Raw genomic sequence first — 26,179 nt, forward strand, 5'->3', positions numbered from 1 at the left:
TAATATAGTGCTTTGTACCAAATAAAGAGCATGCTGCTATTTATACAAAAAAACCCACTATTATCAGCAGGTTTTAAACGAATAAATCATGTCTTAATATTTTTTTAGACAACATGCTCGACTATGGCAATGAGTTAGCTGTTGCTATCATTAGAACCATCGTTTGGCTTATCTTCGAAGCCTGTATTATCTGCCGTGGCATCAAAGCCACGATCTTGACCAAAACCACCACGCTCAAAACCGCGCTCTTGACCTTGACCAAAGCTACCGCGTTCAAAGCCGCGATCCTGACCTTGGCTAAAACCACCGCGATTAAATCCACTGCGACTCGATGCAAAACCACGTTCTTCAAAGCCACTAGCAGCAGGGTTACTACCACGTTCAAAGCCACCGCCTTGATATCCAGTCGGTGCTGCACTCTGAGGCTGAGCACTTGTACCTGTCGTCGTACTACTACGCGGGTTACGTGCTGGCACGACTGTTGAGATAGCATGCTTGTATACCATTTGGCTCACTGTGTTTTTTAGGAGAACGACATATTGATCAAATGATTCAATTTGGCCTTGTAATTTAATACCATTTACCAAAAAAATAGAGACAGGAATGCGATCTTTGCGCAGCGAGTTCAAGAACGGATCTTGTAAAGTTTGTCCTTTTGACATGAAATCTCTCCTAAATATTATATAGTTATGTTTTGAGTGCCAATTATTTTAAGTGTTAATTTAATTATAATGGCTAAAAGGTAGATACAATAAGGTGTTTTCTTTATAAAACGTATCTAAATAAATATTCGTTGCTCTTAAGTGATTCCACTTTATCGCGAATACGTTATTATTGTAAATAATTAAGTAACTAGTTGTTTCGTTAATACTTTCTGTCTACAAAACTTCATAACCTAGACATCATAACAATGCTCAACGTACTGAGCCAAATTATAACAGCTATCTATGCCAATTTTTGAAACTAATTGTGTTAGCTATTATTGAACCTTAAGACAAATACTCTCGTGCTTCGGCCATGGTTTTAAACGTTTGCAATATCATACGACTGCTAGCATCAGCCTTGCTCTCAGATTCTGCTATCCCATTTGATGGTGCACTGGGCAATTGCATTACTTTTCTCAGCCATGTGTACTGACGTTTTGCTAGCTGTCTTGTAGCATATAATGCCTTATTTTGCATTTCCTGACAAGCAAGCGCCTCGGTCTCTTGGTTAGCCATGTTTGGTTGAGCAGCTGACTGAGCAACATTAGCTGGGATTTCTTCTCCGTTGACAGCTGTATGCTTGCCAAAAGCTTCATAAAATTGAGTTTTATCCAGATGAGTATCATCAAATATCGGATGCTCAATATGCACCAAGTATTCTAGTGCTTGCCTGTAACCCACACAGCGCATCGAAGGCATATTAGGCGTGAGCGGATACTTTTTTAGTAAGTCTATGACTTCAGCCACTAGCCCTTCATTCCACATGATATCTAGACGTTGTTCGATACGATTATGTAGCCATGGACGATCTGGCATTACCGATAGCGCATGCCATTGCTGATTCGGATTATGTGCCAATGCTTGCTTTGGCTTGCGCTGCCAGTCACTTATTGGAATATGTGTTTGTAGATAGACTTCAATTGCTCGCGTGATACGCTGAGTATCAGTAGCATTCAAGCGCTCATGACTTATAGGGTCTATACTCCCCAAATAATCATATAGAGCGCTAATACCTTCCTCTTGACGCCACTGCTCTACGCGCGCCCGTACGCTGTCATCGCTATCAGGCACAGGAGACAATCCATCGAGTAGCGCCATGTAATACATCATGGTGCCACCTACTAATAATGGTATCTTGCCATTTCTGTGACACTCGTCAATAAGACGAGCAACGTCACTGACAAACTCCGCCACGCTATAGCTTTGCGTAGGATCGATGATATCGACCAAATGATGTGGATAACGCGCCAGCTCAGCCGCTGTTGGCTTGGCTGTGCCAATGTTCATGTCACGATATATCAGCGCTGAGTCCACAGAAATTAATTCAAAACGACCTGTATCGTATAGCTCGTATGCCAGTGATGTCTTGCCGCTAGCAGTTGGTGCCATAAGACAAACTACGCTATTATCCGCCAGCTTGTGAGGTAGGCTATCAGACGAATGTTGCATAAAGTGGCCTTTCATAATATATGGATAACTCAGATATCGATTGGTTTAATTGCTTTAAGATGTTGTAATTATTTTCAGATATTCAGGATAGCATTAGCTTTACTAAGAGGTGACTGTCTATCGCTTTAATAGCATTGTTCATGATTATTTCAGTAAGATCATTTGCAAAAACTATTGAATCTTGCGCAGACATTTGCGTATTGACACTAATAAGTTGCTGATTAATCTCAGTAGCACTGCTTGGCAATCTATCTTTTTTGAATACTTGATGACTAGAGGTAAGTGATTCGAACAACTGGCTTACTTTAAACTGCCAGTCTTTAGCACTTATCAGTGCACACTGCCCTTGGTGATAAAATAATAACCAAGGTAGCTTTTTATCATCTGTGTTTAAGTCCATGTCAACAGCTTCTACATCGTTAATGATATCTAAGCAAATTGGTAAAGATGCAGAGGTAGCTGCTCCATCAGAATAATGTGAAGTGCTGTGGTTACTATTGTTACTTTGGTCTGATCGTTCATTGATATAAGATCGCGCTGACTCTTGCAATGAAGGATTATATGAAAGTGATTGGTTTGCAGTAGACTGATAAGACTGTCTAGTAGATTCTACTCGATTATTCTGCCTTTGGTTATTGCTAGACTGACTACTTGAGATGGGCATTTCAGACGAACGACTTTCAGAAGCATCTACGTTTGATAATTCCGCAGATATATATTGGCTATCAGCGTCTGTCATCGCTACGGACGCAGATGCAGACTCAGATCCAAACTTAGCTACATCAATCGTTTTCAACTGCGTACGAACTGTATGGCCTAAGTGCGCCATAATATTATTCAATGGACTTATTTTGATACGTTGTTTAGATGGATGTACATTGATATTTAACCATTGAGTTGGTAAATCAAAATACAGTGCATACCCCATACCTGCTAGCTGCGCACCTTGTGCCAGTTGACGTATTTGATTGCTAATCAATGCTTCTTTTACCAGTCTGCCATTTACATAAATCAGCTTGGGTACATCAGTTTTTTCATGATGTAGCGGCCATAACCAACCACTAATCGCTGCCTGATTAACATTGTTATCATCGTATTCTACAGACGAATGCACCAGACTCGATAAGTCTATCGATATTGCTAATGCATTATCTGTCAACGCCATACCAGTCGCTTGTTCCAACCGCGGCAGTGGCAAGCGACTGGTATTATTGTCATTATTACCACTAATACTCGTAGCACTTGCAGATAATGATAGACGCTGTTTATTGTCATGAAAAAGTGTCAAAGCAACATCGGCACGCGCCAGTGCGACTTCACGGACAATGGTTTCGATATGACCGAATTCAGTAGCAATAGATTTTAGGTTGCCACGGCGGGCAGGCACGTTAAAATACAAATCTTTTACGACAATCGTGGTACCACGGTTATGGACAACTGGTAACAGTTTCGGTGTGTCATCTAATACGCCAGCGACCTGTAATTGACGGCCAATGCCACTATCATCATGACTACTGATTAAGGTCAAACGCGAGACAGCAGCCATCGCCGCTAACGCTTCACCGCGAAAACCCAACGTCGTAATACCATGCAGATTAGCAACGTCAGCAACCTTACTGGTCGCATGACGAGTGATGGCCATAACCATGTCATCAGGATGAATGCCGACCCCATTATCCACTACCTCAATCAGACCCATACCACCTTGAGTGATGCGCACCTCAATATTGGTCGCACCAGCATCGATGGCATTTTCCAGCAACTCCTTGACCACCGCTGCTGGACGGGTCACCACCTCACCTGCTGCTAATTGATTGATTAGCAACGGCGATAGTTTTTTAATACGGGTATTAGGATGATTATCTGGCATTTATAGATGTCATATTTTTGGAAAGTAGCGTTTGGTATAATTTAGATATTCATTTAGATGATAAGTTGTGATAAATCCAAACCCTGCGCTTGACCTGCCTTTGACACTCTCAACTGCACTTGGCGTGCTTCAGTGTCGTTATCACCGCTTACACTTTGGGTCATATCGATGAATAACGTAGGCGGTGGCAAATAGCTATCCGCGCGGCTAGCCCATTCGATGATGACTAGCGCTTCAGGCTCATCGAGATACTCATCAAACCCAATAAAAGACAGCTCTTCTGGATCTTGCAGACGATATAAGTCTGCATGATAAACTGGTTTGATGGAACCATCTTTTCGCTGAATACTGTAGGGCTCAACCAAGGTATAGGTTGGGCTTTTCACCGCACCTGTATGACCAAGCGCTTGTAACCAATAACGCGTTAGTGTCGTTTTACCAGCGCCCAAGTCACCTGCCAGCCACACGCTACCTGTCAGTGACAAGGTCGCTAATTGCTCAGCCAATGCTTGAGTATCTTGCTCAGAGTTTAATATCAGAGTCTTTAGGTATTTGCTATTTTCTATAGATTGACCATCACACATCAGACTGAACCTGCTTGTACTTGCTCTGTCTGAACCTGCATGGTCACGGTTGGATTGGTAAAGCTTTCACCGCGAATCAGCTTGGCATACAGCTCAGAGTCAGTCCACTCAGCACGAACCTGCTCACTGAATTCAAAATCTTCTAGAACTAGTTTACCCATTTGATCGTTTGCAACATCATCAGCAAAACACTGCGCATACCCTGTCGCCGTCTCATGGGCAATCACTGAGTACACGCTGACATCTGCTTCACCATTTTGCATTTGTGTCTGACGTAGTATTTCTTGTGCCCAAAAGAATATCACTCGTGAAAACTGCTCTGCCGATGGCGAAACTGGTAGGCTGATCCAACGTGCGCTAAATTTCTTACACGCTGCGACATACTCAGGATCATCTTTGTTCCAAAAGCAAATGGCATGATCAAAGCTATCGATAATGTCTTTGATAGAAGATTTTAGTAGGCCAAAGTCATAAACCATTTGCCCATGGTCTAAACGAGTGGCCTCAAGGATCAGCTCAATCTGATAGCTGTGACCATGAATCGAATGCTTACAACGCTCAGAACTACAATTACGAACGATGTGAGCATTTTCAAATTTGAACAGTTTACGAATACGCATAATAATTTGACCAAAACAGTAAGCACTATGGTGCTAAATGTTAATAAATAAGAGTTTGCCGCGTTTATGAATCGGTTTATGGCTCATTATAGCAAATCGCCATGTATCCGTAAGTAAGCACTTATTAATACAATGATTGATTGAACGAATCAATTGATGAACTAGGACTAACCGTATTGGGGTTGCTCGTCATTCTGCGCAGAGAACACTTAGCGAAAACCATAAACGATTTGAATGATACTTGAATCGTAGACGAATTGTGCGAGCGCTATCTATTACTAAAGCTTAAGCCTATACTCTACTCGGTAAACAGCTATATTAGCTGTATTCACACTGTCTTGAATTCGCTTAACTTGGCGTAATGAGTAGTGTGCCGTAAAAAAGGAAACGATGATGAGCAAAGGTCAAGATAGTAAGAAGAACGTTAAGAAAAAGCCCCTTTTGACTGCTAAAGAGAAGAAAGCTGCCAAACAAGCCAAGAAAGACGACAATGGTAGTATTTTAGGTAAACATTAATAATCAATACATCAATATGCCAATCTGACCTAACCGTTTGATCGGTATTTTTTGATTCGTCATTGGCCTTTAGCTAAGCACTGTCTTTAATTGAGCTTAGGTTTTTATTAAGCTCCGCGCGGCGCAAACATAATAATCGCCATTCCTAATAGCGCAACTATCGAACCCACTATGTCCCACATGGTTGGTCGTATACCATTGACCGTCCACAACCATAAAATCGCCATGCATATATAAACACCACCATATGCAGCATAGACCCTGCCCGCAGCAGTTGGGTGTAATGACAGCAGCCAAACAAACGCGACCAAACTCAGCCCACCAGGTATCAGTAGCCAGATTGACTTGCCTTCTCGCAGCCAAAGATAAGGCAGATAACATCCTGCAATCTCAGCCAATGCAGTAAGCGCAAATAGCCCAACCGTCTTTAATTCTGTCAAAACTCACTACTCCTCATCTACTACTTTTCTAACCTGATAAAACCAGTCAGGTATTGTACGGCATTCCCCAAAATAATCACCCTATCTCTGTCACCACTTATAAAAAGCTATTTTTTCTGACATGACAGTTAAAATCACAGTAAAATCTATCATAACAAACAAACCTCTTGGATAACCATCTATCGAGGCCATACCGACATTGTAAATAGGAAGTTAGCATCATGATGCGTATTGGATTATTTTTATTAACCAACTTGGCAGTGATTGTGGTATTTAGCATTGTGTTTGGTATTTTATCGAGGTTTTTTGGAATCTGTGGTGTGCACAGCGCAGGTGGTCTCAACTACATTAGCCTTGCCGTTATGTGTGGTATCTACGGTATGGTCGGCTCGATGGTGTCGCTATTTATATCGAAGTGGATGGCTAAAAGATCCACTGGTACGGTAGTCATAGAATCGCCACGCACCGCTACTGAGCAATGGCTAGTCGATACAGTCGCCAAACAAGCACGAGCCGTAAATATCGGTATGCCTGAGGTTGGTATTTTTAATAATTCGCAGCCAAATGCCTTTGCGACTGGTTGGAATAAAAATAAAGCACTGGTAGCGGTTTCGTCTGGTCTACTACAAAATATGAATCAAGATGAAGTCGAAGCGGTACTGGCGCATGAGATTGGCCATGTGGCTAACGGTGATATGGTAACCCTTGCCCTCATTCAAGGGGTCGTAAATGCCTTTGTAATGTTCTTTGCACGTATTGTAGGCAGTTTCGTTGATCGTACTGTGTTTAAAAATACCAGTGACCGCCCAGGTATTGGTTACTTTATTACGAGTATCGTAATGGATATCTTACTTGGATTTTTGGCATCTGCCATCGTGATGTGGTTCTCACGCTTACGTGAATTCCGTGCGGATCAAATGGGCGCAAAATTGGCCAGCCGCGAAAAAATGATTAGAGCGCTTGATGCGCTTCGTCCTTCTGCACAGCGACCAGATCAAATGCCTGAGAGTATGAAAGCATTTGCGATCTCATCAGGACAAACGCAAGGCTTTAGTATTGCCAACCTATTCCGTTCACACCCAACGCTTGATGACCGTATTGCGGCGTTGAGAGAATATAATCCTAATTAATGACAATCGATTTAAAACCAACTTGCTACTTGTTAGCAGGTTGGTTTTAAAAAAATACTTTATATAGAAAATTAGAAGTTAGAGTATGAATACTCAGTCACTATCATTTTATTTAGTAGTAAAAGGCTAAACATTAGCGCTAGTTTAAATAAAAGAGATATTACTTCTTTTCCTTAGACGGAAAAAGCGATACCAAACCATCTCCTATGATTCCTCGCCAAGCAAAGTAATCATGTCCTGCAGCATACTCTTGATAATGTGTATCGTACCTTTTTGCCAATAAAACGTCTCGCAGATGACGATTGGTTCCCAATATACCGTTGCTACCACTTTTACCACGAGCCGTTTCAAACACGCCTGCGCTCAAAAAGAAACGAACGGGTGCCTTATCCATTTTTATTACCTCAGACGCTACGAAGTGTTTATCTTCTGCTGTCTGATCTTTTGGATGCCACCAGTAAGACCCAGACATAGAGATAACATTGCCAAATATGTCGGGGTGACGTAGTGCGATAGTCGTCGCTGCTAAACCGCCATAACTTGACCCTGCAATGACCGTTCTATCCGTTGGTATCGCTACTGGCAATCGTTTATTTATTTGTGGTACTAACTCATTGGCCAATACATCTGCAAACATTGGGTTGGCAGGTAATTCACGTGCACGGGCATCATTGTCAGGATTGCTAATAAACACCGCTGTCACTAGTGGAACCTTACCTTCTGCAATCAAATTATCTAAAATCGTGGGCAATCCAACCGTATCAATATAGGCTTCAGCATCAAAGATATATAACAGCACCGCATCATCTTTACTATTCTCCTTGTTGTTATTAACAGTTGGGGAGTAAATGGTGATATCGCGAGTATTATCCAATGTACTACTAGTAAATTTAAAGGTAGACAACGCTCCTTTGGGAACCTCTGCCTGTCTTTTTATCCAACGCCTATTTGGTGCGTCTTTTAACGTAATAGTAGATTTGGTTGTGTACTTATCAATGGCTGAACGTGGCCATGAATGGTGATTATAAGGATCAACTTGAGCCACGGCTTTTATGGCGACTCTACGAGCAAACTCAGACAGAGGTGGCTCAGGGATATTAGGGGCAATTTGATAGGATAAGTGCGTGTTGTTTGGCACAATAAAACTTTTGTACCATGTATCAGAGTCTACCAATCGTTGCAATGCATCATGATTGGTGGACGGGCCACCCATTAACTTGACATTGCGATAGTCTCCTCGCGCTAAAAACGTCATCACAGTGCCCAAAGCTGTGTCTTCAATCAGCGGTGTACCTAATACTTCCACTTCCGCCCAAAAGCGATCTGTACTCTGCCCTTTCTGCAATGACTCAAGTAATGCCGATACTCTGGGGCTGAGTAACGTGTCAGAACTGTCTAGAGAATTTCCTAAAGAACCTTTTAAATCTTGCTCTGCTAAACTAACACGTTGTTCGAGCACTATCTGATAAGCACCTGAGCCAGACAGTCGCCAGGTCTCTGCACAGTTTTCGGCTACTGAATAGAAGTGTTGTTTGCCACTTTTATTATCAATCAAACGGCGCGATACTTTTCCTGTGGCATCGATAACATCTAGCGTCATCATACTTCTATCACTCTCAACATATCCGGTTAGATAATCGCCTGTATCGCAAGGAACGCTAAAATCTAATGACTTATGCTGTGGCTGTGGCTGTGGCTTGATATCAGCGTTTTCCCTGTTGGAATGATTTAAATCGCCTTTTAAGGGACTTTCAATCGTTAGCATCGTTGCCTCCGAACCAAATGCAGGGAATGACGCCGAATATAATAAAAAGGTAAAGCCTGCTATGGCCCATTTCTTCTTAGGAAGAAATCGTATGTATCTCATTCACTACTCCCTCTTTTATTCACTGACAAACATCTAATTTCTACCTTTACAGAATGTCTAGCGAATGATACAAAAGTGAAATACTACCTTATTTTTAATATAGATGGTATTGAAAATCATTATCATTTGATAGTTTATTCTTTATAATTAAATAAACAATGATAATTTATTTTTCCTTTATAAAATAAAAAGCCCACCTGACTCAATTAAAGTCAGATGGGCTTTTAGAATAGATATGATGACTAACTAAATATCAAACTCAAGCGCTCTATCACCTTCGCTATCTTTGATACGCGTTGGCAGACCAATCTTGTTGAGCAGATTAATAAATGGCTTAGCATCTAGCTCTTCGACGTTGACCATCTTGCCTGCATCCCATTCACCAGTCGCGACCAGTATCGCAGCAGCAACAGGTGGCACGCCTGCGGTATACGAGATACCTTGGCTACCCACTTCGTTATAAGCGTCTTTATGATCTGAGACATTGTAGATAAACACTTCTGTCTCAACGCCATTGATTTTGCCTTTGACTTTATCACCAATGCAGGTCTTGCCTGTATATTCTGGTGCAAGCGAGCTTGGATCTGGTAGCACCGCCTTCACGACTTTTAGCGGCACCACTTCTTGGCCTTCAGCAGTCATCACTGGCTGCTCAGATAGCAATCCTAAGCTCTGTAGGACAGTGAAGACATTGATGTAATGCTCACCAAAGCCCATCCAAAAGCGAATGTTTGGCACATCTAGATTGGCTGACAATGAATGAACTTCATCATGACCGCTTAGATAGCTGTTTTGTACACCCACAACTGGCAAATCGTCCGTACGTTTGACTTCAAACATTTTGTTAGACTGCCACTTGCTGTCTTGCCACGAGTAAACCGTACCGGTGAACTCACGGAAGTTGATCTCTGGGTCAAAGTTGGTCGCAAAGTACTTGCCATGGCTGCCCGCATTGATATCAATGATATCGATATCCGTCACAGATCCTGCATCCATCATGTCATAGCCCAGACGCGCGTAGGCGTTGACCATACCAGGATCAAACCCTGCACCTAAAATGGCAGTGACATTGTTGTCTGCACAGCGCTCTTTACGTTGCCATTCATAGTTGTTGTACCACGGCGGTGTCTCACAAATCTTACGCGGGTCTTCATGAATAGCCGTATCTATGTATGCAGTACCTGTCTCAATGCAGGCTTCTAGTACGGTCATATTGATAAATGCCGAACCAACATTGATGACTATTTGTATTCCAGTGTCTTGTATCAGCTGCACGAGTGCTTGGCTGTCCATCGCATCAACTTGATGCGTATGCAAGACCGCAGCCTGCTTAAAGCTGTCTTTTTCTTTTACACTTTGGGCGATGGCATCGCATTTGTCTTTTGTACGTGAGGCGATATGAATCTCACCAAGTACATCATTGTGCATCGCGCATTTATGCGCGACCACTTGAGCGACACCGCCTGCTCCGATGATCAGTACGTCTTTTTTGTTGGGCTTAGCTTGTTGGTTTGTGTTCAATGAACAATCCTCCTTTGTGTCCCTGTCGATACCATTGATAGCGGCTATGCAAAACAGAAACGAGTGAATGATATGCGTGAATTAAAAAGGAAGACCGAGGAAAACCCACGCACCCGTCGGGCAAATAATACTCCATTATTTGCCCGACGCGATTATAACAATTTTTATTCCCTTATCGGTAAAAAATAATGTATCAATAGCAGATACCTTAAAATTACCCATTATTAAGACTAAGCCTTTGTTTTCTAATGTAGAAAAGTCTTGAAAGCATCCCGTTAAGACAAGCTGGCTTTATAATCTTGATAATCAAACTCACGCTGGATATCGATACTGCCATCCAAACGGTGGATGACTATCGCTGGCATGTTGACACCGTTGAACCAGTTTTTCTTGACCATCGTATAGCCGGCAGCATTGCCAAAGGCAATCTTATCGCCTATCTGAAGATTACTCGGTAATGCATACTCACCAAAGATATCACCTGCCAAGCAAGAACGACCATAGATAATGGTATGGTCTGCTGACTCAGCATCAGCTTCAGACGGTGCAGCTTCTGCAGGATTGCCAATAGGCGCAATATCGGCAGCTGTATGGTTAATCGCAGCAATCGGTGCGGACTCACGATAAATCAATAGATCAAGCATATGCGCTTCAATAGAAGCATCAACGACTGCTAGATTTTTTTCATTATGCATGGTATCCAATACAGTAGTTACCAACGTACCTGCACCATGGATACTTGCTTCACCTGGCTCAAGATAGACTTGCACGCCATAGGTTTCGCTAAAAGCTTTCAAACGTGCAGCCAACTTTTCTAATGGATAATCAGGCGCGATAAAGTGGATACCGCCGCCCAAACTCACCCACTCAAGCTGCGCTAAGATATCACCAAATCTATCTTCGATATCTGCCAAGCTTTCACTAAAGGCTTCAAAGCTGTCATTCTCGCAATTGTTATGAATCATGACGCCAGTGATATCGCCAAGTACTGCTGCGATTTTATCTTTATCATGCTCACCAAGACGGCTAAATGGACGCGCAGGATCAGCAATCAAAAAAGATGAGTTGCTGGTCTTTGGATTGAGTCGTAGACCTACGGGTATATTTTGCGCGGCGGCTTGCGCTTTAAAAGCGTTGAGCTGTGAGATTGAGTTAAAAATGATTTTATCCGCATAGTTCAGTACTTCAGGGATTTCGTCTGCACTATAGGCGACGCTATAAGCGTGCGTTTCTTTTTTATCGCTGCTACTGGCATCATCGTTATTGCCAAAGGTCTCATAGCCCAATCTGACTTCGTTAAGTGAAGATGAAGTCGTGCCATGCAGATAAGGCTGCATCACATCAAAAACACCCCATGTGGCAAAGCATTTTAGTGCCAATAATGCTTTTGCACCAGACAGCTCACATAGCCTCGCGATGATTTTCATATTGGCAACGATGGCCGCTTCATCAAGCACATAGTAAGGCGTTGGTGGCAATGTCGTGTTGATAGAATTCTCTAGATTTTTTGCATTCATAATAGATTACCTAATAGACACTCTGCTGTTGGTATCTTGACAGACAGATATAAATATTTGCGCTATAGTAGACTAAATTCATCATAATTAGAATATCTTATGGCACTCTCAACCGATTATTCCACCTCAGCCAGTCGATCCCATTCATCACAATTGGATCCGAAAAACATAGATTTGACTTATCTAGATCCTGATGCGCGTGCCGTGTTGGATTTTTGGTTTGATAAAAACAATGAAGCTTACTGGTTTGAACAAAACGATCGTTTTGATAAGCAGATACAGGATAAGTTTGGCGATATTTGGCACGCAGCAAAACAAGGCGAATGTGTCACTTGGCGTATCGCAGAGTCTTCATTGGATGGTAATAGCTCGATAACGGCATTGGCAGGACGCTTGGCAGAAATTATTGTGCTAGATCAGTTTTCACACAATTTATGTCGCGGACAAGCAAGTGCATTTGCGCAAGACGGTATGGCATTAGCACTCGCCCAAGAAGCCATTCAACAGCCTTATTTTGATACTCTACCGATGCAATGGCGTAGATTTATTATCATGCCGTTTATGCACTCTGAGTCGGCCATGATTCATAAGCGTTATCTACTGCTATTTGAACAATTAGATGATGCAAACACATTAGACTTTGAATATCGTCACAAACAAATTATCGATCAATTCGGGCGATATCCACATCGCAACGAGGTACTAAATCGCGACTCAACCGAAGATGAAAAGAATTTTTTAAAACAGCCTAATTCATCGTTTTAGGCCACATTCCTAGTATTGTACGAAGATAATTAAAGTTATTACACAAAAAATTATTACATAAAAAGAAGGTCTGAATCATATCACTGATTCAGACCTTCTTTTTTACGATAAATATTTAGAGATTATTAGATACTTATCAGTAATTTACCTTACCAGTAGTAAACGTAAATGACTGCTGTTCTAATGTTTTATCGTTAACCAAAATATCAAAGCTGCCCCCATCATATCTTTAAAACGAGATAATGCATGTTAGAAATCAGCTTTCTATCTACTTCTTTTATAGCTACTGTATTTCTAGCGCTTTTCTTACTGGTGCAAAACTACGTCTATGCGTTGGCAAGACACCATGTTTTTCGATCGCCTCCATGTGCGCACGCGTTGGATAGCCTTTGTGTTTGGCAATACCATATTCCGGATACTGAGTATCCAGTGCATACATCGTCTCATCACGACTTACTTTTGCCAATATACTGGCCGCTGCAATACTAGTATGACGCGCATCGCCTTTTACCCATGCTTGACAATCAACTGCAAATGGCGCTACCTCTAACTTTTTAAAACTATCATAGTTCAAGTCAGGGCAACGGTTCCCATCAAACAGTACTTCGACTTTAAATTGATCGAGCGACGTGCTTTTATCATTTCTAGTGGTCGAGAATTTTTTAAAAATCACTTCTAGCAATGATTCAGTACATAAGCGCATGCCAAGCATCGTTGCTTGCAAGATATTCACCTGGTCGATCACTGCTGCTGGTATATCAGCGATGATATAACCGATAGCATGCTGCTGAACCAATGGATAAAGGATATCGCGCTTTTTTTCACTCAGTTGTTTGGAGTCTGTCAGTATCGACAACGGCGTGTCTTTAAGCGGTTGTTCCTCAATCAAACCTGACCAAGTCGCAGGTAATATTGCCGCCGCCACATTGACACTGCCTAGTAATGGCCCACGTCCTGCTTCATCAACGCCGATTTGTAGCATTGATTGCGCTGCATCTTGGTTATCATTAGACAAATATTGAGTGAGCAGTTCAGCGGTATTCATTTTCCCATATAAGTGTATGGGCGCTGCTAACTGAATATATTTTCCTTTGACATCAATATGCTCGATATTAATATCAATTATTTGAACTGAGCTTTCTGTATGTTGGTTGATATGCATAATATTAGGAGGTCTTTCTCGTTTAATTAGGATTGACGGTATCGGTATTTTGGATAAACCACTGTTCAATCACGCTGTTTGAAGGCTCATGGTTACTTTGCTGTTGTAGCGACTGCTTTGTCACTAGTAAGTCGTGTAATTGCTCGGCATAAGCGCGTGGTTGCAGCAATCGCATCACGGTACGGCATATATTGTCACCGCTTGCTTGCTCTTGAATCAGCTCAGGTACAATCGGTGCATTAGCCAATATATTAGGCAATGCCACATATGGTACTTTTACCAGACGCTTGGCTATTTGGTAAGTTAGCTGATTTAATTGGTATACCACTACCATTGGCCGTTCAAGCAGCATTGCCTCTAGCGTTGCTGTTCCAGATGCTAGCATCACGATATCTGATGCCGCCATGGCATGTTGGCTAAATTCTGGCTGGGTATCATCGTAGACCACCACAATTGCTGCACGTAGCTGCTCTGAGCGTTGGTCGATTACCTCTTGCACGATATATTGATGGTTTTGATCGACCGTTGGAATAATAAAGCACAGCTTAGGATCTAACAGGATTAACTTTTGGATACCATCAAGCATCAATGGCAAAATGGCTGTAATTTCACCGCGCCTAGAGCCTGGCATCACACAAATAAGCTGACTCACATCATCGAAGCGTTCAATAAAAAACTGCTGCAACCCATCATTGTCCCAAACGAGCTCACTGCGACGTTGATTGATTGGTGTATCGATTAGGTTCTGATCAATGGTTCGTAGCAATGGATGACCCACACAGATCGCTGGATGGTTATGTCGCTCATAAACTGGCAACTCAAACGGGAATAGACATAGCACCAAATTGGTCGCCGCTTTAATATTATGGATACGCGACTCGCGCCATGCCCAAATAGAAGGGCTGACGTACTGCACACAAAACACGCCTTGGGGCTTTAGTTTTTTGGACACGCGTAAATTGAAATCAGGTGCATCAATACCAACGAACCAATCAATATTAGCAGCCTTAAATGCGCTCAATAGCTCGCGACGTGCTTTGAGCAAATCCGGTAGCTGCGACATGACCTCAACCAGACCCATCACTGCCAAGCGCTCTAACGGAAAAATACTCTGTAGCCCTTGTGCTTGCATCTTTGTACCGCCCACGCCTACCCAGACAATATCATCACGTAGATTATTCATTTGCCGCATAAAATCTGCGCCTAAGCTGTCACCAGATACCTCACCTGCGACGATGCCTATCACTAGCGGCGTAGCATTTATATTTGCTACTTGAGAATCCGTCTCGGCTTGATGAATGAGGTCAGTATGGTGATGAGACGTAGCAGAATCTGTCATGACAAGCTCTCGATATTAGAAATACACAAAATAAAATAAACCGTTATTATAAAATATAACGCAATAAATCAGCGATACGACCTCATGAATAATATGCGCACTCATCCGTACTGTTTTAATACCACAGTTTGGGCCACCCATCGCTAATGTTGCTATCATACTTGACGATGGTACAAATAGCGAAATTCATACATAAAATCTGAGCGTTATGCATCAAAAACTCAACCAACTCTTATTAATAGATAGAAAAACCAAATGCTAAACGTGCATTTAGAACGTCAAATATCACGCTAAGTCTTTATAAGTATAACTAAGTTTTAGTTTCCTCATTCCAGTTATCAGTCAATTAACTGCTCGACTACCCTTGTCAACCAACACTTTTGTCCGCATAATGATTATTCCTATAAATCAGCTAGACGATATATAACCATGACAACATCAGTTACCCATAATGCAGATATTGACGACGTGAATATTGAAAAATTTATTCCTTTGATTACCCCCGCCGAGCTAAAAGCCGAGCTGCCTCTGTCAGACGACGCGTATAACACCGTACTAAAAGGTCGTAATACTATTCAAGATATCTTGGATGGTAAAGACAAGCGTTTGTTTGTGGTCATTGGCCCTTGCTCTATTCACGATATCAAAGCCGCTCACGAATATGCCGATCGTTTAGCCGTATTGGCAAAAGAAATTGAAGACAGTGTATTTGTGGTCATGCGTGTTTATTTTGAAAAACCTCGTACGACGGTTGGCTGGAAAGGCATGATCAACGACCCTGACATGAATGACAGCTTTGATATAGAAAAAGGCTTGCGCACGGCTCGTAAATTGCTACTTGATTTGAATGAAAAAGGTCTACCTTGCGCGACCGAAGCACTTGATCCAAATACACCGCAGTACATACAGGATCTAATCAGCTGGTCAGCCATTGGTGCACGTACCACTGAAAGCCAAACGCATCGCGAAATGAGCTCTGGCTTATCATGCCCAGTTGGCTTCAAAAATGGTACTGATGGCGGTATGACGGTAGCTGTAAATGCCATGCAAGCGGTTAAAGAAGGTCATAGTTTCTTAGGTCTATCGTCAGATGGTAAAGTCTCTATCATCAAATCTAAAGGTAATCCTTACGCGCACGTGGTACTTCGTGGTGGTAACGGTAAACCTAACTATGATGAAACTGCGGTAGCTCAAGTTGAAAATGAGCTGGCAAAAGGCAAAACCAATAGCAAGATTATGATTGACTCTAGCCATGCTAACTCAGGTAAAGACCCTTACCTACAACCGATGGTTATCAAAAACGTCGCCGAACAAATCCAAAACGGCAATAAATCAATTATCGGTATGATGATTGAGAGTCACTTGAAAGGCGGCAATCAAAAATTGACTGCTGATTTAAGTCAGCTTGAGTACGGCAAATCTATCACCGATGGTTGCCTAGATTGGGAGAGCACTGTCACAGCATTACGTGACTTACGTGATATGGTGAAAGATGTGCTTCCAAATCGCAGATAGCTAATAGCTAATAGCTATTAGCTATCTGCGATAATTTATCGTCGAGCAAACAATAAAAAGCCCTTTTCGCACTGATGCGAAAAGGGCTTTTTATTTATGAACGTTTTATAAGAAATACTGTATTCTCAAACTTGGTTAGCAATGACCAACAACGATACATGTTTCATTAATTGGTCAAAGCTAACCAAGTTTTCAATTAACTATTTGCAGCACCTAACACACTCTCTAAGCTTTCGAGCACATGCTTAGATGAGACATTCTTTTGTAAATCTATCAGCTGCTCGTGCGCCATTTGACGACGAGGCTCAGCCAACGTATTCCAGCGGGCGAGTACTTGCAGTAAGCGTGAGGCTAACACAGGATTGGCATCATCTAATTTTTGAATCACGCCTGTATACATCTCTAGACCTTCTGCCGTCCAGAGTACCGTCGGTTGTGAGCTAAAAGCACTGATAACTGAACGGACACGGTTAGGGGTATTCCAATCAAAGTCCGTATGCGTCAGTAGCGACTTAACCATATCAGGCGTCACATCGTCAGCGGCAGCTTGTACACTGAACCACAAATCGATAACCAGATCATTTGCTTGGAAACGATCATAGAAGTCTGCTAAGTACTTATCTGCACCTGTCAATTGATGATTGACCATGGTCTTCAATGCACCAAAGCGCTCAGTCATACAGCTCGCATTGTCATACTGCTGCTGTGCCCAGTCTGCTGCATCATCCACATTGGCAGTCAATGCCATATCAAGTACGACATTACGCAGCGCGCGAACGCCTCGAGCTTCAGCGCTATCCTCATAAGACTGCATTGGCAGGTTGTTGTACAGCTCAGCCCATTGATCTTTTAACTTATCAGCAACTTGCTTGTATAGCCCATCGCGCTGCTCTTTAACCAGCGCTGGATCGTAGTCTTTAGAAATAGCAGAAGCCAACTCTTGCGCTGATGGAATATCAAGCAACCGTGCCGCTAGCATCGCATCGTCAGCCGCTAAGACAGGCAGCGTCTGTGCCAATGCTTCCAAATACACATCAGGGCTACTCTTCGCACCTTGTCCTTGCAGCAAAATACGATTTACCAGCATTTGAGTGACCTGCCAGCGGTTAAATCCATTGGTTTCATGCTTAAGCAAAAATGCTAAATCTGCATCTTGGTAGTCATAGTTGAGCTGTACTGGCGCGCTAAAGTCACGTAGTAATGACACGACAGGCTCACTCGCGACATTCTCAAAGACAAAGGTTTGCGTCGCCTCGTCAAGCAACAACATACGCTCAGCAACGATAGCGCCTGAGTCTTTATCAAATAAGGCGGTTGCTACAGGTATTGGCAATGGTTTTGGTGCATCAAAGCCTTTAACATGGCGTGTTTGCTGATTCAAAGTGATGGTCAGCGTCTGTGCGTTGCTATCATAGGTTTGAGAACCCGATACCACTGGCGTACCAGGCTGACGATACCAATCAATAAAATTCTCGATTTTGTCATCAGTGATACTCAGCGCTGATAAAAAGTCCTCGACCGTTACCGCTTGTCCATCATAGCGACGGAAATACTCATCTGTTCCTTTGCGGAAATCATCTGGCCCTAACGTATTGGCAATCATGCGTACAATTTCAGCGCCTTTCTCATAGACAGTCGTCGTATAAAAATTATTAATCTCAACGAAGCTCTCTGGACGTACTGGATGCGCTAATGGGCCTGCATCTTCGCTAAATTGATGGGCACGCAGGGTCGCCACGTCATCGATACGCTGCACTGCACCTGACTGCTGATCTGCTGAAAATGACTGATCACGGTAAACGGTAAAGCCTTCTTTCAAACAAAGTTGAAACCAATCACGGCAGGTAATACGGTTACCTGTCCAGTTATGAAAATACTCATGAGCAATAATGGCTTTTACGCTAAAACTACGGGCATCAGTGGTCGTCTCAGGGCTAGATAACACGCAAGCAGTATTAAAAATATTCAAGCCCTTATTTTCCATCGCCCCCATATTAAACTGGCTGACCGCCACAATCATGTAGCGATCTAGATCGTAGGCTCGACCGTAATTGACCTCATCCCATTTCATCGCATCTTTTAGGGCTTGCATACCGACATCGCATTTATCGATATCAGCAGACTTGGCGTACAACTCAAGCAATACTTCTCGACCTTCGCTGGTCGTATAAGAGTCTGTCAATACATCTAAATCGGCTACCACACAGGCAAATAGATAGCTTGGCTTATTGGTTGGATCGTGCCAGATGGCATAATGGCGGTCTGGTGCATCGGCCACTTCGCCTGCTTCGACTAAGTTACCATTGGCCAATAACGTCGGATAGCGCTTATCTGCTTCAAGTCGCGTGGTAAATATCGCTAGCACATCAGGGCGATCCGGATAAAAAGTAATCTTACGGAAACCTTCTGGCTCGCACTGAGTCACAAACATCGTGTCGTCACCGCTACCGGCCATATATAAGCCTTCAAGCGCCGTATTGGTCTGTGGGCAGATACGCACTTGAATATCTAAAGTAGCTCGCTCAGGAGCATTATGAATCGTCAGCTTACCCGCCGCTTCCTGCTGATAATCCTCAGTGCTCAGTGCCTTACCATTCATCGTAATCGTTAGCAGCTCTAATGACTCACCAAATAAGACAATATCCCCTGCCGTTTGGCGTACCATCTCAAGCGTACTGTCTACCTGCGCATAGTCTTCGAACAGCTTAATATCTAAATGTACTGTCTCGACATCAAAACTTGGTTTGGTATAGTCTTTTAGATTAATCTTACTTGGCGCATGGGGCGGCACATCTGGCATTTCAGGATTGATGATTTGTGCATCAGTTTCAGCAGTAGACATATGGTGTCCTATTATTATCGGTGATTTGGTTATAAGGTAGTTTTACTAGGGATGAGCAATATAATAATGATTAATATCATTTCGCTATTTGCAGAAGGCTCTAGTGCGAATAAAGGCTTAGTCTTTAGGCTAACTAATCAGCTAAGCACTTAGTAAACTAAGCACATAGACAAAGCTTTGCAATGATTAAGCTAATTTTTATTACTAATTTGGTTTTCTCATCAAGCTTATAGCTAGATTGACCTAAATCGCCAAATTTCAAGTATGTAAAGTAAGATATCGTCGGTTCAATATGATTTAAATATGAAACATACGTTATCAATTGGATAATGTCGTTGAAAATGATTTAATAGTCGTACTGATGACCAATCATTTAACTAACGGCCTATTATATGACAAAAAATACGGTGAAACGCGCAGACATTACCCTACCTTTGCTTATAGAGTATGTTGACGCGCTACTACCCTCATTGACGACTCAGACAGAACTGTCACCTGAGCATAAAAAAGATAATAGTGAAGCATTATGGGTAACACATAACCATGCCAACTTATTAGCACTACAAGCACAACTTGACGATACTACATCTACTAATGAGAACACTGAAGCAAGGCTGAACGCACGACACTTATCAACGCTATCAGATCTTGCCAAACAGCATGTACCTGATCGTTATGAGCTTGCTTGCTTTTGGCTACCTACTTTGTCAGAAGAGCTGACTCAACACTATGTACCGCTACTCATGCGCTATCGCGACCTGTATGCCGCGCATTTACTTATTGCATTGGACAGCTCGATAGATTTGAAACCTTATGGCTTTACGCCATTTGATATATTGAATGAACCATCTCTAAATATTGATGACATTCAATCTATTACCTCGTCAACCGTTACTGCGACGCTTTGGCAATTTAATCTATATGACTACAAACAACTGCCAAATTGGCTCAATGCTGATTACTGGGCTAACCCTGAAAAATGGGACAAGCACCGCTGGTAATACGCTCGATTTTATCTATCGTAATTTACAGTAAAAATACTTACATAAATTAACATTTAGTATATTATAGATAGAGATTGCCTAAGTTTTATCGGAAGCAGTTTAAAAAAACAAATTTAATTAAAATTTTAGGAGCTCGTCATGTCAATCAGTTTTTCTAAGATCGCTGTTCTTGCTGTACTATCAAGCGCTGTTGCATTAACCACCGGTTGTGCTACCAAGCGTTCTACCTCAGAAGTTGTCGTTGCCCCACTAGGTATTCCAGGTGGACAAGTTGGCTACAATGGTGCGGTTATCGTTGATAACTCAAACGCTGTCATTACTGGCGCTGAGAATATTCAAGCAGTGGTCTACTTTGCCTTTGATAGCAGTGAAATTACTGCTCAATCAGCGAGCGTCCTTAACCAACACGTAAGCCTGCTAAATTCAAACCCAGCAGCGACGGTAGTTATCGCAGGTCACACTGATGAGCGCGGTAGCCGTGAATACAACATGGCACTAGGTGAGCGACGCGCACAAGCTGCACGTAACTACCTTGCTGCTCAAGGTGTCACTGCAAACAACATCCGTGTCATTAGCTATGGTGAAGAACGCCCTGCAGCAGCTGGCAACACTGAAGACGCGTATGCACAAAACCGTCGTGCTGAGCTGTCTTACTAAATTGTGATTTAGCGTTATTTATAGCGTTCGATAGTTTAACAAAAGCCCAGCAAGAGTGTATTGCTGGGCTTTTTGGATTTTTAGTAGGTTAATTAGATATCAATTATTTAAATATAGCTATTGTATGATCACCTATGTATCAAATACATAGCGTTTAGACTTACACAATTTTATATACTCAATTCCAAAATAATCTTTCTTGATGACTATTAATATATGCCGACTTCCAACCTTACCCAGATACAGTACACGCAACTCGACACCACGACATGGTGCGTGACTGCCCAAGTGAGCGAGTCAATCAGTCATTTAGTCACTGGAAGCTTGTGGAACAAGTCATTATGGTTGTCATCATGTAATACGTCGTATGAAGACATCATCAAGTTTAATAGCCTAAATTGGCAATATCAGATGGCGACAGCAGTGCCTAAACACTCAGTACCTACTCTAGCGCGTAAACAACGTCAGCAGCAGCGGCAAGGCGTCAGGCAACTATTGCAAGAGCTGCTCAAAAAATTAGAAATAGATGACACCTTGGATGAGTCAAGCTTTCCCTATCGGCTCGTCAACAGTCAGCATTACGTATGCTTTAGCCATACAGGAGCTGGTAGTTCAAAGCAAACCACAGAATCGAATCAGACAAATTTTACGTATTTACACAGTAAAATAGCGGTTGTTATCAGTCGTCAACGCCCTGCTGGTATCGATATAGAAATCAATAACATTGCGTGGCATGTAGTCAAGCGTTTCTACTCAGAGAGTGAGTTGACTATTTTACAGGAGCTATCTACAGATCAGCGAGAACGCACTGCCAAACTGTTATGGCAAATAAAAGAAAGCTTTATCAAAGTGAACCAATATACGTTAGCTCAAGGCTTAGGTATGGATTACTCTCACCTTATTCCTAGCTTGATTGAAAATAATAAAGAGGTTAACGCTTCTTCCCTACTCAGTAATGTTGAGGATACGAAGCGCCAATCTGTTTACCGTATTGCCACGTTACAATCTCAGCAGACTGTCATCGTTTTCTGAGCAGAGTTTTCTGAGTAAAGTTCAAACCTGATTTTTAGAATATCTTTTAATACTTTATTTTAAGCATAAAAAAACGACCCTAAAAAGGATCGTTTTTTTATTTTCTACTAATGACAGTCTTTAAACTGTGATTAGATTAGAAACGGTAAGTTGCACCAACTTTAACAATTGGGAACCACTCTAACCAATCTTTATCTTCTAAGTCTGCTTCTGCCTTACGAGCTGCGTCCTGTGCCGCGACAGTGTTACCTTCCTCACCAGTGTAACGTACTGTTGCATCTACTTTACCCAAATAAGCTGCACCAACTTCACCAAATACACCAAAGTTATTGGTAATGTTAGGACGGAAACCTACCGTTAGATAAGGAGCAAGTTTATTACGATGTTCTAGAGAACCTTCTAAATTGCCAACATTTTGGCCACCAAAATCATCAGCAAGTGCTTGTTCAACTTCTGCTGTGCCAGCATAATATTTTTGGCCATCAATACTATAGTAGCCTTCACCTTCAGCATTTGCACGCACATCAATATCGTTGTCAGGAACGATGATACCAGCACCCATCGTAAACCAGTTACCAGTAGGACGCAATTGCACACCTAAGTAAGGATTGCTAAAATCACTATCAACATCATAATTGATGTCATTTGCGTCAAAATCACCGCCGAAAAGGTCAGCTACATCGCCACCTGCCCAACCAGCTTGCAGTTCAACTTTTTCGTTTAGTGACCAACCAATGTTAGCACCATATCCCAAAGAACCAACTTCAGCACTAACTGACGCTGGGTTCACTACTTTATTAAAAAAACCTTTAGTGCCACCAACAACAGCGCCAGTAGTGTTGCTTACTACACCAGCGTCAGCATTGTATGCATAAGAAGTAGGTTCTGCTTCATAGGCTACAGCAACTGGCTCAGCTTCATATGCGACTGCAGCATTGTTATCAACAACGATAACTGGCTCAGCAGCTAATGCAGCAGTTGATGCTAGAACAGCAGCAGAGATTGCCGTCAATTTAATCAATTTCATAATTATTCTCCTAAAGTGTGAAATAAACCCGCCCATAAAAAACGATGATTGTGCTTTTTTTAAACCATCATTTTGTTGAGGTGATTAAAACAATTCTGACTTAAAAAGTCACCCCTACTGATGCTGTTTTTATTTACCATTATGTAAAGATTGCATAGGTACTGTAATAATTGCTACACCAATCTGCAAAAATTCGCTTTTATGTTACATAACGTCCTTAAAGTAACCAAACAGCGTAAATATGAGACTTCGCTTGCTTAATGTTTATGTAAGGGTATTGCAAAATATGTCTACATAATTTCCTATAACGCCTTTTGACTCAATGACAGTTATATAGCTTAACCTTACCGAATAGTGTGCCTTGTGAGTTAACGTATCTATTGTTACTTATATAAGAAAATCTACACCGATAAATAAAACGATATAAATGATCTCATATAACGCGACTAACGCTTGCCTCAAGCGAATATTATGCTAAATTAGTTGTTATAACAGATTTGTTATAGAACGTCAGTATTGTCACTATTTGTCTTAGTTATGAAAACCTTGTGACGCTGTTTGCTCTATTTCTTTACTCCTACTGAGTCATATATATGCCTAAAGTATCTTCGATTACCCGTGTACTAGAAATCATCGAAGCAGTGTCCTATGCTTCAAAACCGCTTTCTCCACTCGAGCTTTCACAAGAGCTAGATATTCCTAAACCGACCATTCATAGATTGATTCAAAACTTGGTTGATGATGGTTTTTTGACTGTTGATATTGGTGGCAGTATTATCCCTGGTAAGCGAGTACGTAACCTAAGCGTTGAGCTCTGGCAACAGCGTCTGTTTTTTAATGAGCGACAGATGATTTTGCAAAAACTCGTTGATGAGCTCAAAGAAACTTGTGGTATCGGTATTCCTTATCATATGAATATGATCTACACCAACCGTGCTCAGACGACCTTGCCACTACAAATATATCTTCCTGTAGGTGCAAAATCTCCGATGTGGTGTACCGCGACAGGTAAGCTTTATTTGAGCCAATTGTCTAAGAGCAGCCGTATGAAAATACTGCAGGGTTTGCCATTAGATAAGTTCACCAAAAACACCATCACTGATATCGATGCATTGAATGCCGAGCTTGATCGCATTGCTGATACTGGTATCGGTATTGATAATGAGGAATTTATATCTGAGATGGTGGCAGTCGCTGTGCCTATCTTGGATAAAAAGCAACGCTATCTGGCCTCACTCTACTTACATGCGCCCACCATACGTGTCTCATTAGATGATTTGCTTACGCACGTACCAAGACTGCAAGAAGCAGCACAAGATGTTCAGAGTCTCGTCTACGATCTGCAAAGCTAATACTATCTATTAGTTACTAAAAAAGGTCTACGCTAAAATCATAGCGTAGACCTTTTTCTTTTTAGCAAATGCATTCTCTTAATTAATGCCACCTACTAATGATACGAAAAATTCTTAATATTAGTATCTTTAAGAATTGGTATTCCTAAAAATTGATATGTCTAAGAAGGTTACATTCAAAAGAGAAGCAGTCAAGAGAGTCATGTTTAAGACAATAATGAGACATCATGACGTCCGATAATACTAGAAAAATCTTTATCACCATTCTCTACAGTATGTGAGGCATATAACTCTGTTGCTTTGGCACCCATTGGCGTTTCTACTTCAGTGTCTTGAGCAGTCTGCATCGCAAGGTTCAGATCTTTTTGCATCAATTTGCTCATAAAGCCGCCTTGATAGCCATTGCTAGAGGGCACATTTTCCATGACTTGTGGATAAGGGTTATAAACTTCTAGTGTCCAGTTACGCCCTGAGCTCTGTAGCATGATGTCTGATAGCACTTTGGGATCTAAACCATTCTTGACGCCTAGATTAATCGCCTCTGCCGTTCCTGCCATTAGAATGCCTAGCAGCATGTTGTTGCAAATTTTTGCCACTTGTCCTGCGCCGTGCTCGCCAGCATGAAAGATGTTTTTTCCCATCACGGCAAGTATTGGCTCAGCCTTAGCAAAAGCGGCATCATCACCACCGACGATAAAGGTCAAACTACCAGCAACTGCCCCGCCTGTACCACCGGAAACTGGTGCATCCAAGAAGTCTATACCAAGCTTATCTGCCGCCTCTGCTACTGTCCTTGCATCAGCCGCCGCAATCGTACTACTGTCAATCACAAGCGTGCCTTCTGGCAACTCTGCTAGCAGACCATCAGAGCCACTATCACCCAAGTACACCGAATGTACATGCTGGCCTGCAGGTAACATACTAATCACAACTTGAGCATTACTGGCAGCATCTTTAGGACTTTTTGCGACACTAGCCCCTGCTTGTGCTAAGCGCTGGGTTGCAACCTCAGACAAATCAAAAACAGATAGCGCGTAACCTGCCTTTAATAAGTTCTCTGCCATTGGCGCACCCATGTTACCAAGCCCAATAAAGGCAATATGTGGTTTAGTGGTGTTATTCATTGTACTTATATCCTTTGTACCCATCTCATCACTCCTTGATGATTTATAATGTAGCCATGACTACATTCTGTCTTACATTGTTTATTAGTGAATATTACTTATTATAAATGTCGTTCTTTCACGCCCTAGCATACTTCTTTAA

At 42.0% G+C, this 26,179-nt stretch carries 22 protein-coding genes; 8 read left to right on the forward strand and 14 right to left on the reverse strand.

The window, feature by feature from the left end; genetic code table 11:
- Positions 1–134 precede the first annotated feature (134 nt).
- The 5 genes from hfq to QL886_RS01560 form a co-directional block, all read right to left on the reverse strand.
- Positions 135–662, reverse strand: coding sequence for an RNA chaperone Hfq (hfq, locus tag QL886_RS01540; RefSeq protein WP_290177391.1), 528 nt, complete (start codon positions 660–662; stop codon positions 135–137).
- A 327-nt stretch (positions 663–989) separates the two neighbouring features.
- Positions 990–2,153, reverse strand: a complete 1,164-nt coding sequence (miaA, locus tag QL886_RS01545; protein WP_290177392.1) for a tRNA (adenosine(37)-N6)-dimethylallyltransferase MiaA — start codon at positions 2,151–2,153, stop codon at positions 990–992.
- A gap of 82 nt (positions 2,154–2,235) precedes the next feature.
- The gene (gene mutL / locus QL886_RS01550) at positions 2,236–4,023 is read right to left on the reverse strand and encodes a DNA mismatch repair endonuclease MutL (protein ID WP_290177393.1); all 1,788 of its coding nucleotides are present in this window, start codon (positions 4,021–4,023) and stop codon (positions 2,236–2,238) included.
- Between the two features lie 53 nt (positions 4,024–4,076).
- Positions 4,077–4,607 carry a tRNA (adenosine(37)-N6)-threonylcarbamoyltransferase complex ATPase subunit type 1 TsaE gene (gene tsaE, locus QL886_RS01555; protein WP_102094534.1) on the reverse strand — a complete coding sequence of 177 codons (531 nt, stop codon included), beginning with the start codon at positions 4,605–4,607 and terminating at the stop codon, positions 4,077–4,079.
- Positions 4,607–5,227, reverse strand: a complete 621-nt coding sequence (locus QL886_RS01560; protein ID WP_102091507.1) for a 6-carboxytetrahydropterin synthase — start codon at positions 5,225–5,227, stop codon at positions 4,607–4,609. Before QL886_RS01560 ends, tsaE begins: the two co-directional genes overlap by 1 nt.
- Positions 5,228–5,620: 393 nt before the next feature.
- Between QL886_RS01560 and QL886_RS01565 the strand changes: the two genes are divergently transcribed.
- The gene (locus QL886_RS01565; protein ID WP_021815223.1) at positions 5,621–5,743 is read left to right on the forward strand and encodes a hypothetical protein; all 123 of its coding nucleotides are present in this window, start codon (positions 5,621–5,623) and stop codon (positions 5,741–5,743) included.
- A gap of 107 nt (positions 5,744–5,850) precedes the next feature.
- Here the strand turns inward: QL886_RS01565 and QL886_RS01570 are convergent, their stop codons facing one another.
- Entirely contained in the window at positions 5,851–6,183 is a 333-nt protein-coding gene (locus tag QL886_RS01570) for a YnfA family protein (protein WP_201607313.1), read from the reverse strand.
- A 221-nt stretch (positions 6,184–6,404) separates the two neighbouring features.
- Between QL886_RS01570 and htpX the strand changes: the two genes are divergently transcribed.
- Positions 6,405–7,313 carry a protease HtpX gene (gene htpX / locus QL886_RS01575; protein ID WP_290177394.1) on the forward strand — a complete coding sequence of 303 codons (909 nt, stop codon included), beginning with the start codon at positions 6,405–6,407 and terminating at the stop codon, positions 7,311–7,313.
- Between the two features lie 160 nt (positions 7,314–7,473).
- On the opposite strand, the gene QL886_RS01580 is transcribed toward htpX, so the two are convergent.
- The 3 genes from QL886_RS01580 to QL886_RS01590 form a co-directional block, all read right to left on the reverse strand.
- Entirely contained in the window at positions 7,474–9,180 is a 1,707-nt protein-coding gene (locus QL886_RS01580) for an alpha/beta hydrolase-fold protein (RefSeq protein WP_290177395.1), read from the reverse strand.
- A gap of 246 nt (positions 9,181–9,426) precedes the next feature.
- Entirely contained in the window at positions 9,427–10,701 is a 1,275-nt protein-coding gene (locus QL886_RS01585) for a saccharopine dehydrogenase family protein (protein ID WP_290177396.1), read from the reverse strand.
- A gap of 275 nt (positions 10,702–10,976) precedes the next feature.
- Positions 10,977–12,218 carry a carboxynorspermidine decarboxylase gene (locus QL886_RS01590; RefSeq protein WP_290177397.1) on the reverse strand — a complete coding sequence of 414 codons (1,242 nt, stop codon included), beginning with the start codon at positions 12,216–12,218 and terminating at the stop codon, positions 10,977–10,979.
- 99 nt (positions 12,219–12,317) lie between these two features.
- Here QL886_RS01590 and QL886_RS01595 point away from each other — a divergent pair, with 99 nt between their 5' ends.
- Complete coding sequence (locus QL886_RS01595) at positions 12,318–12,983, forward strand: DUF924 family protein (RefSeq protein WP_290177398.1); 666 nt, start codon at positions 12,318–12,320, stop codon at positions 12,981–12,983.
- Between the two features lie 283 nt (positions 12,984–13,266).
- On the opposite strand, the gene QL886_RS01600 is transcribed toward QL886_RS01595, so the two are convergent.
- Positions 13,267–14,145: a ribonuclease HII gene (locus tag QL886_RS01600; RefSeq protein ID WP_290177399.1), complete on the reverse strand. Its 879-nt coding sequence runs from the start codon at positions 14,143–14,145 to the stop codon at positions 13,267–13,269.
- A gap of 22 nt (positions 14,146–14,167) precedes the next feature.
- Positions 14,168–15,484: a lipid-A-disaccharide synthase gene (gene lpxB / locus QL886_RS01605; protein WP_290177400.1), complete on the reverse strand. Its 1,317-nt coding sequence runs from the start codon at positions 15,482–15,484 to the stop codon at positions 14,168–14,170.
- Positions 15,485–15,913: 429 nt separating this feature from the next.
- Between lpxB and QL886_RS01610 the strand changes: the two genes are divergently transcribed.
- Positions 15,914–16,999, forward strand: coding sequence for a 3-deoxy-7-phosphoheptulonate synthase (locus QL886_RS01610; protein ID WP_290177401.1), 1,086 nt, complete (start codon positions 15,914–15,916; stop codon positions 16,997–16,999).
- A 196-nt stretch (positions 17,000–17,195) separates the two neighbouring features.
- Here QL886_RS01610 and pepN read toward each other — a convergent pair whose 3' ends face one another.
- Complete coding sequence (gene pepN, locus QL886_RS01615) at positions 17,196–19,799, reverse strand: aminopeptidase N (protein WP_290177466.1); 2,604 nt, start codon at positions 19,797–19,799, stop codon at positions 17,196–17,198.
- A 434-nt stretch (positions 19,800–20,233) separates the two neighbouring features.
- Between pepN and QL886_RS01620 the strand changes: the two genes are divergently transcribed.
- The 3 genes from QL886_RS01620 (at position 20,234) to QL886_RS01630 (ending at position 22,534) form a co-directional block, all read left to right on the forward strand.
- On the forward strand, positions 20,234–20,842 hold the full coding sequence (locus tag QL886_RS01620) for a DUF6231 family protein (RefSeq protein WP_290177402.1): 609 nt from the start codon (positions 20,234–20,236) through the stop codon (positions 20,840–20,842).
- A 141-nt stretch (positions 20,843–20,983) separates the two neighbouring features.
- A complete protein-coding gene (pal, locus tag QL886_RS01625; protein ID WP_057760480.1) occupies positions 20,984–21,502 on the forward strand; it encodes a peptidoglycan-associated lipoprotein Pal in 519 nt (172 codons plus the stop codon).
- A 216-nt stretch (positions 21,503–21,718) separates the two neighbouring features.
- On the forward strand, positions 21,719–22,534 hold the full coding sequence (locus QL886_RS01630) for a 4'-phosphopantetheinyl transferase superfamily protein (protein WP_290177403.1): 816 nt from the start codon (positions 21,719–21,721) through the stop codon (positions 22,532–22,534).
- A gap of 136 nt (positions 22,535–22,670) precedes the next feature.
- On the opposite strand, the gene QL886_RS01635 is transcribed toward QL886_RS01630, so the two are convergent.
- A complete protein-coding gene (locus tag QL886_RS01635) occupies positions 22,671–23,561 on the reverse strand; it encodes a hypothetical protein (protein ID WP_290177404.1) in 891 nt (296 codons plus the stop codon).
- A 593-nt stretch (positions 23,562–24,154) separates the two neighbouring features.
- On the opposite strand from QL886_RS01635, the gene QL886_RS01640 reads away from it, so the two are divergent.
- Positions 24,155–24,913: an IclR family transcriptional regulator gene (locus QL886_RS01640; RefSeq protein ID WP_290177405.1), complete on the forward strand. Its 759-nt coding sequence runs from the start codon at positions 24,155–24,157 to the stop codon at positions 24,911–24,913.
- Positions 24,914–25,119: 206 nt separating this feature from the next.
- Here QL886_RS01640 and mmsB read toward each other — a convergent pair whose 3' ends face one another.
- Positions 25,120–26,037, reverse strand: a complete 918-nt coding sequence (mmsB, locus tag QL886_RS01645; protein ID WP_290177406.1) for a 3-hydroxyisobutyrate dehydrogenase — start codon at positions 26,035–26,037, stop codon at positions 25,120–25,122.
- Positions 26,038–26,179: the final 142 nt, after the last annotated feature.

Source organism: Psychrobacter sp. APC 3281 (assembly GCF_030407815.1).
In the GTDB taxonomy this organism is placed as follows: domain Bacteria; phylum Pseudomonadota; class Gammaproteobacteria; order Pseudomonadales; family Moraxellaceae; genus Psychrobacter.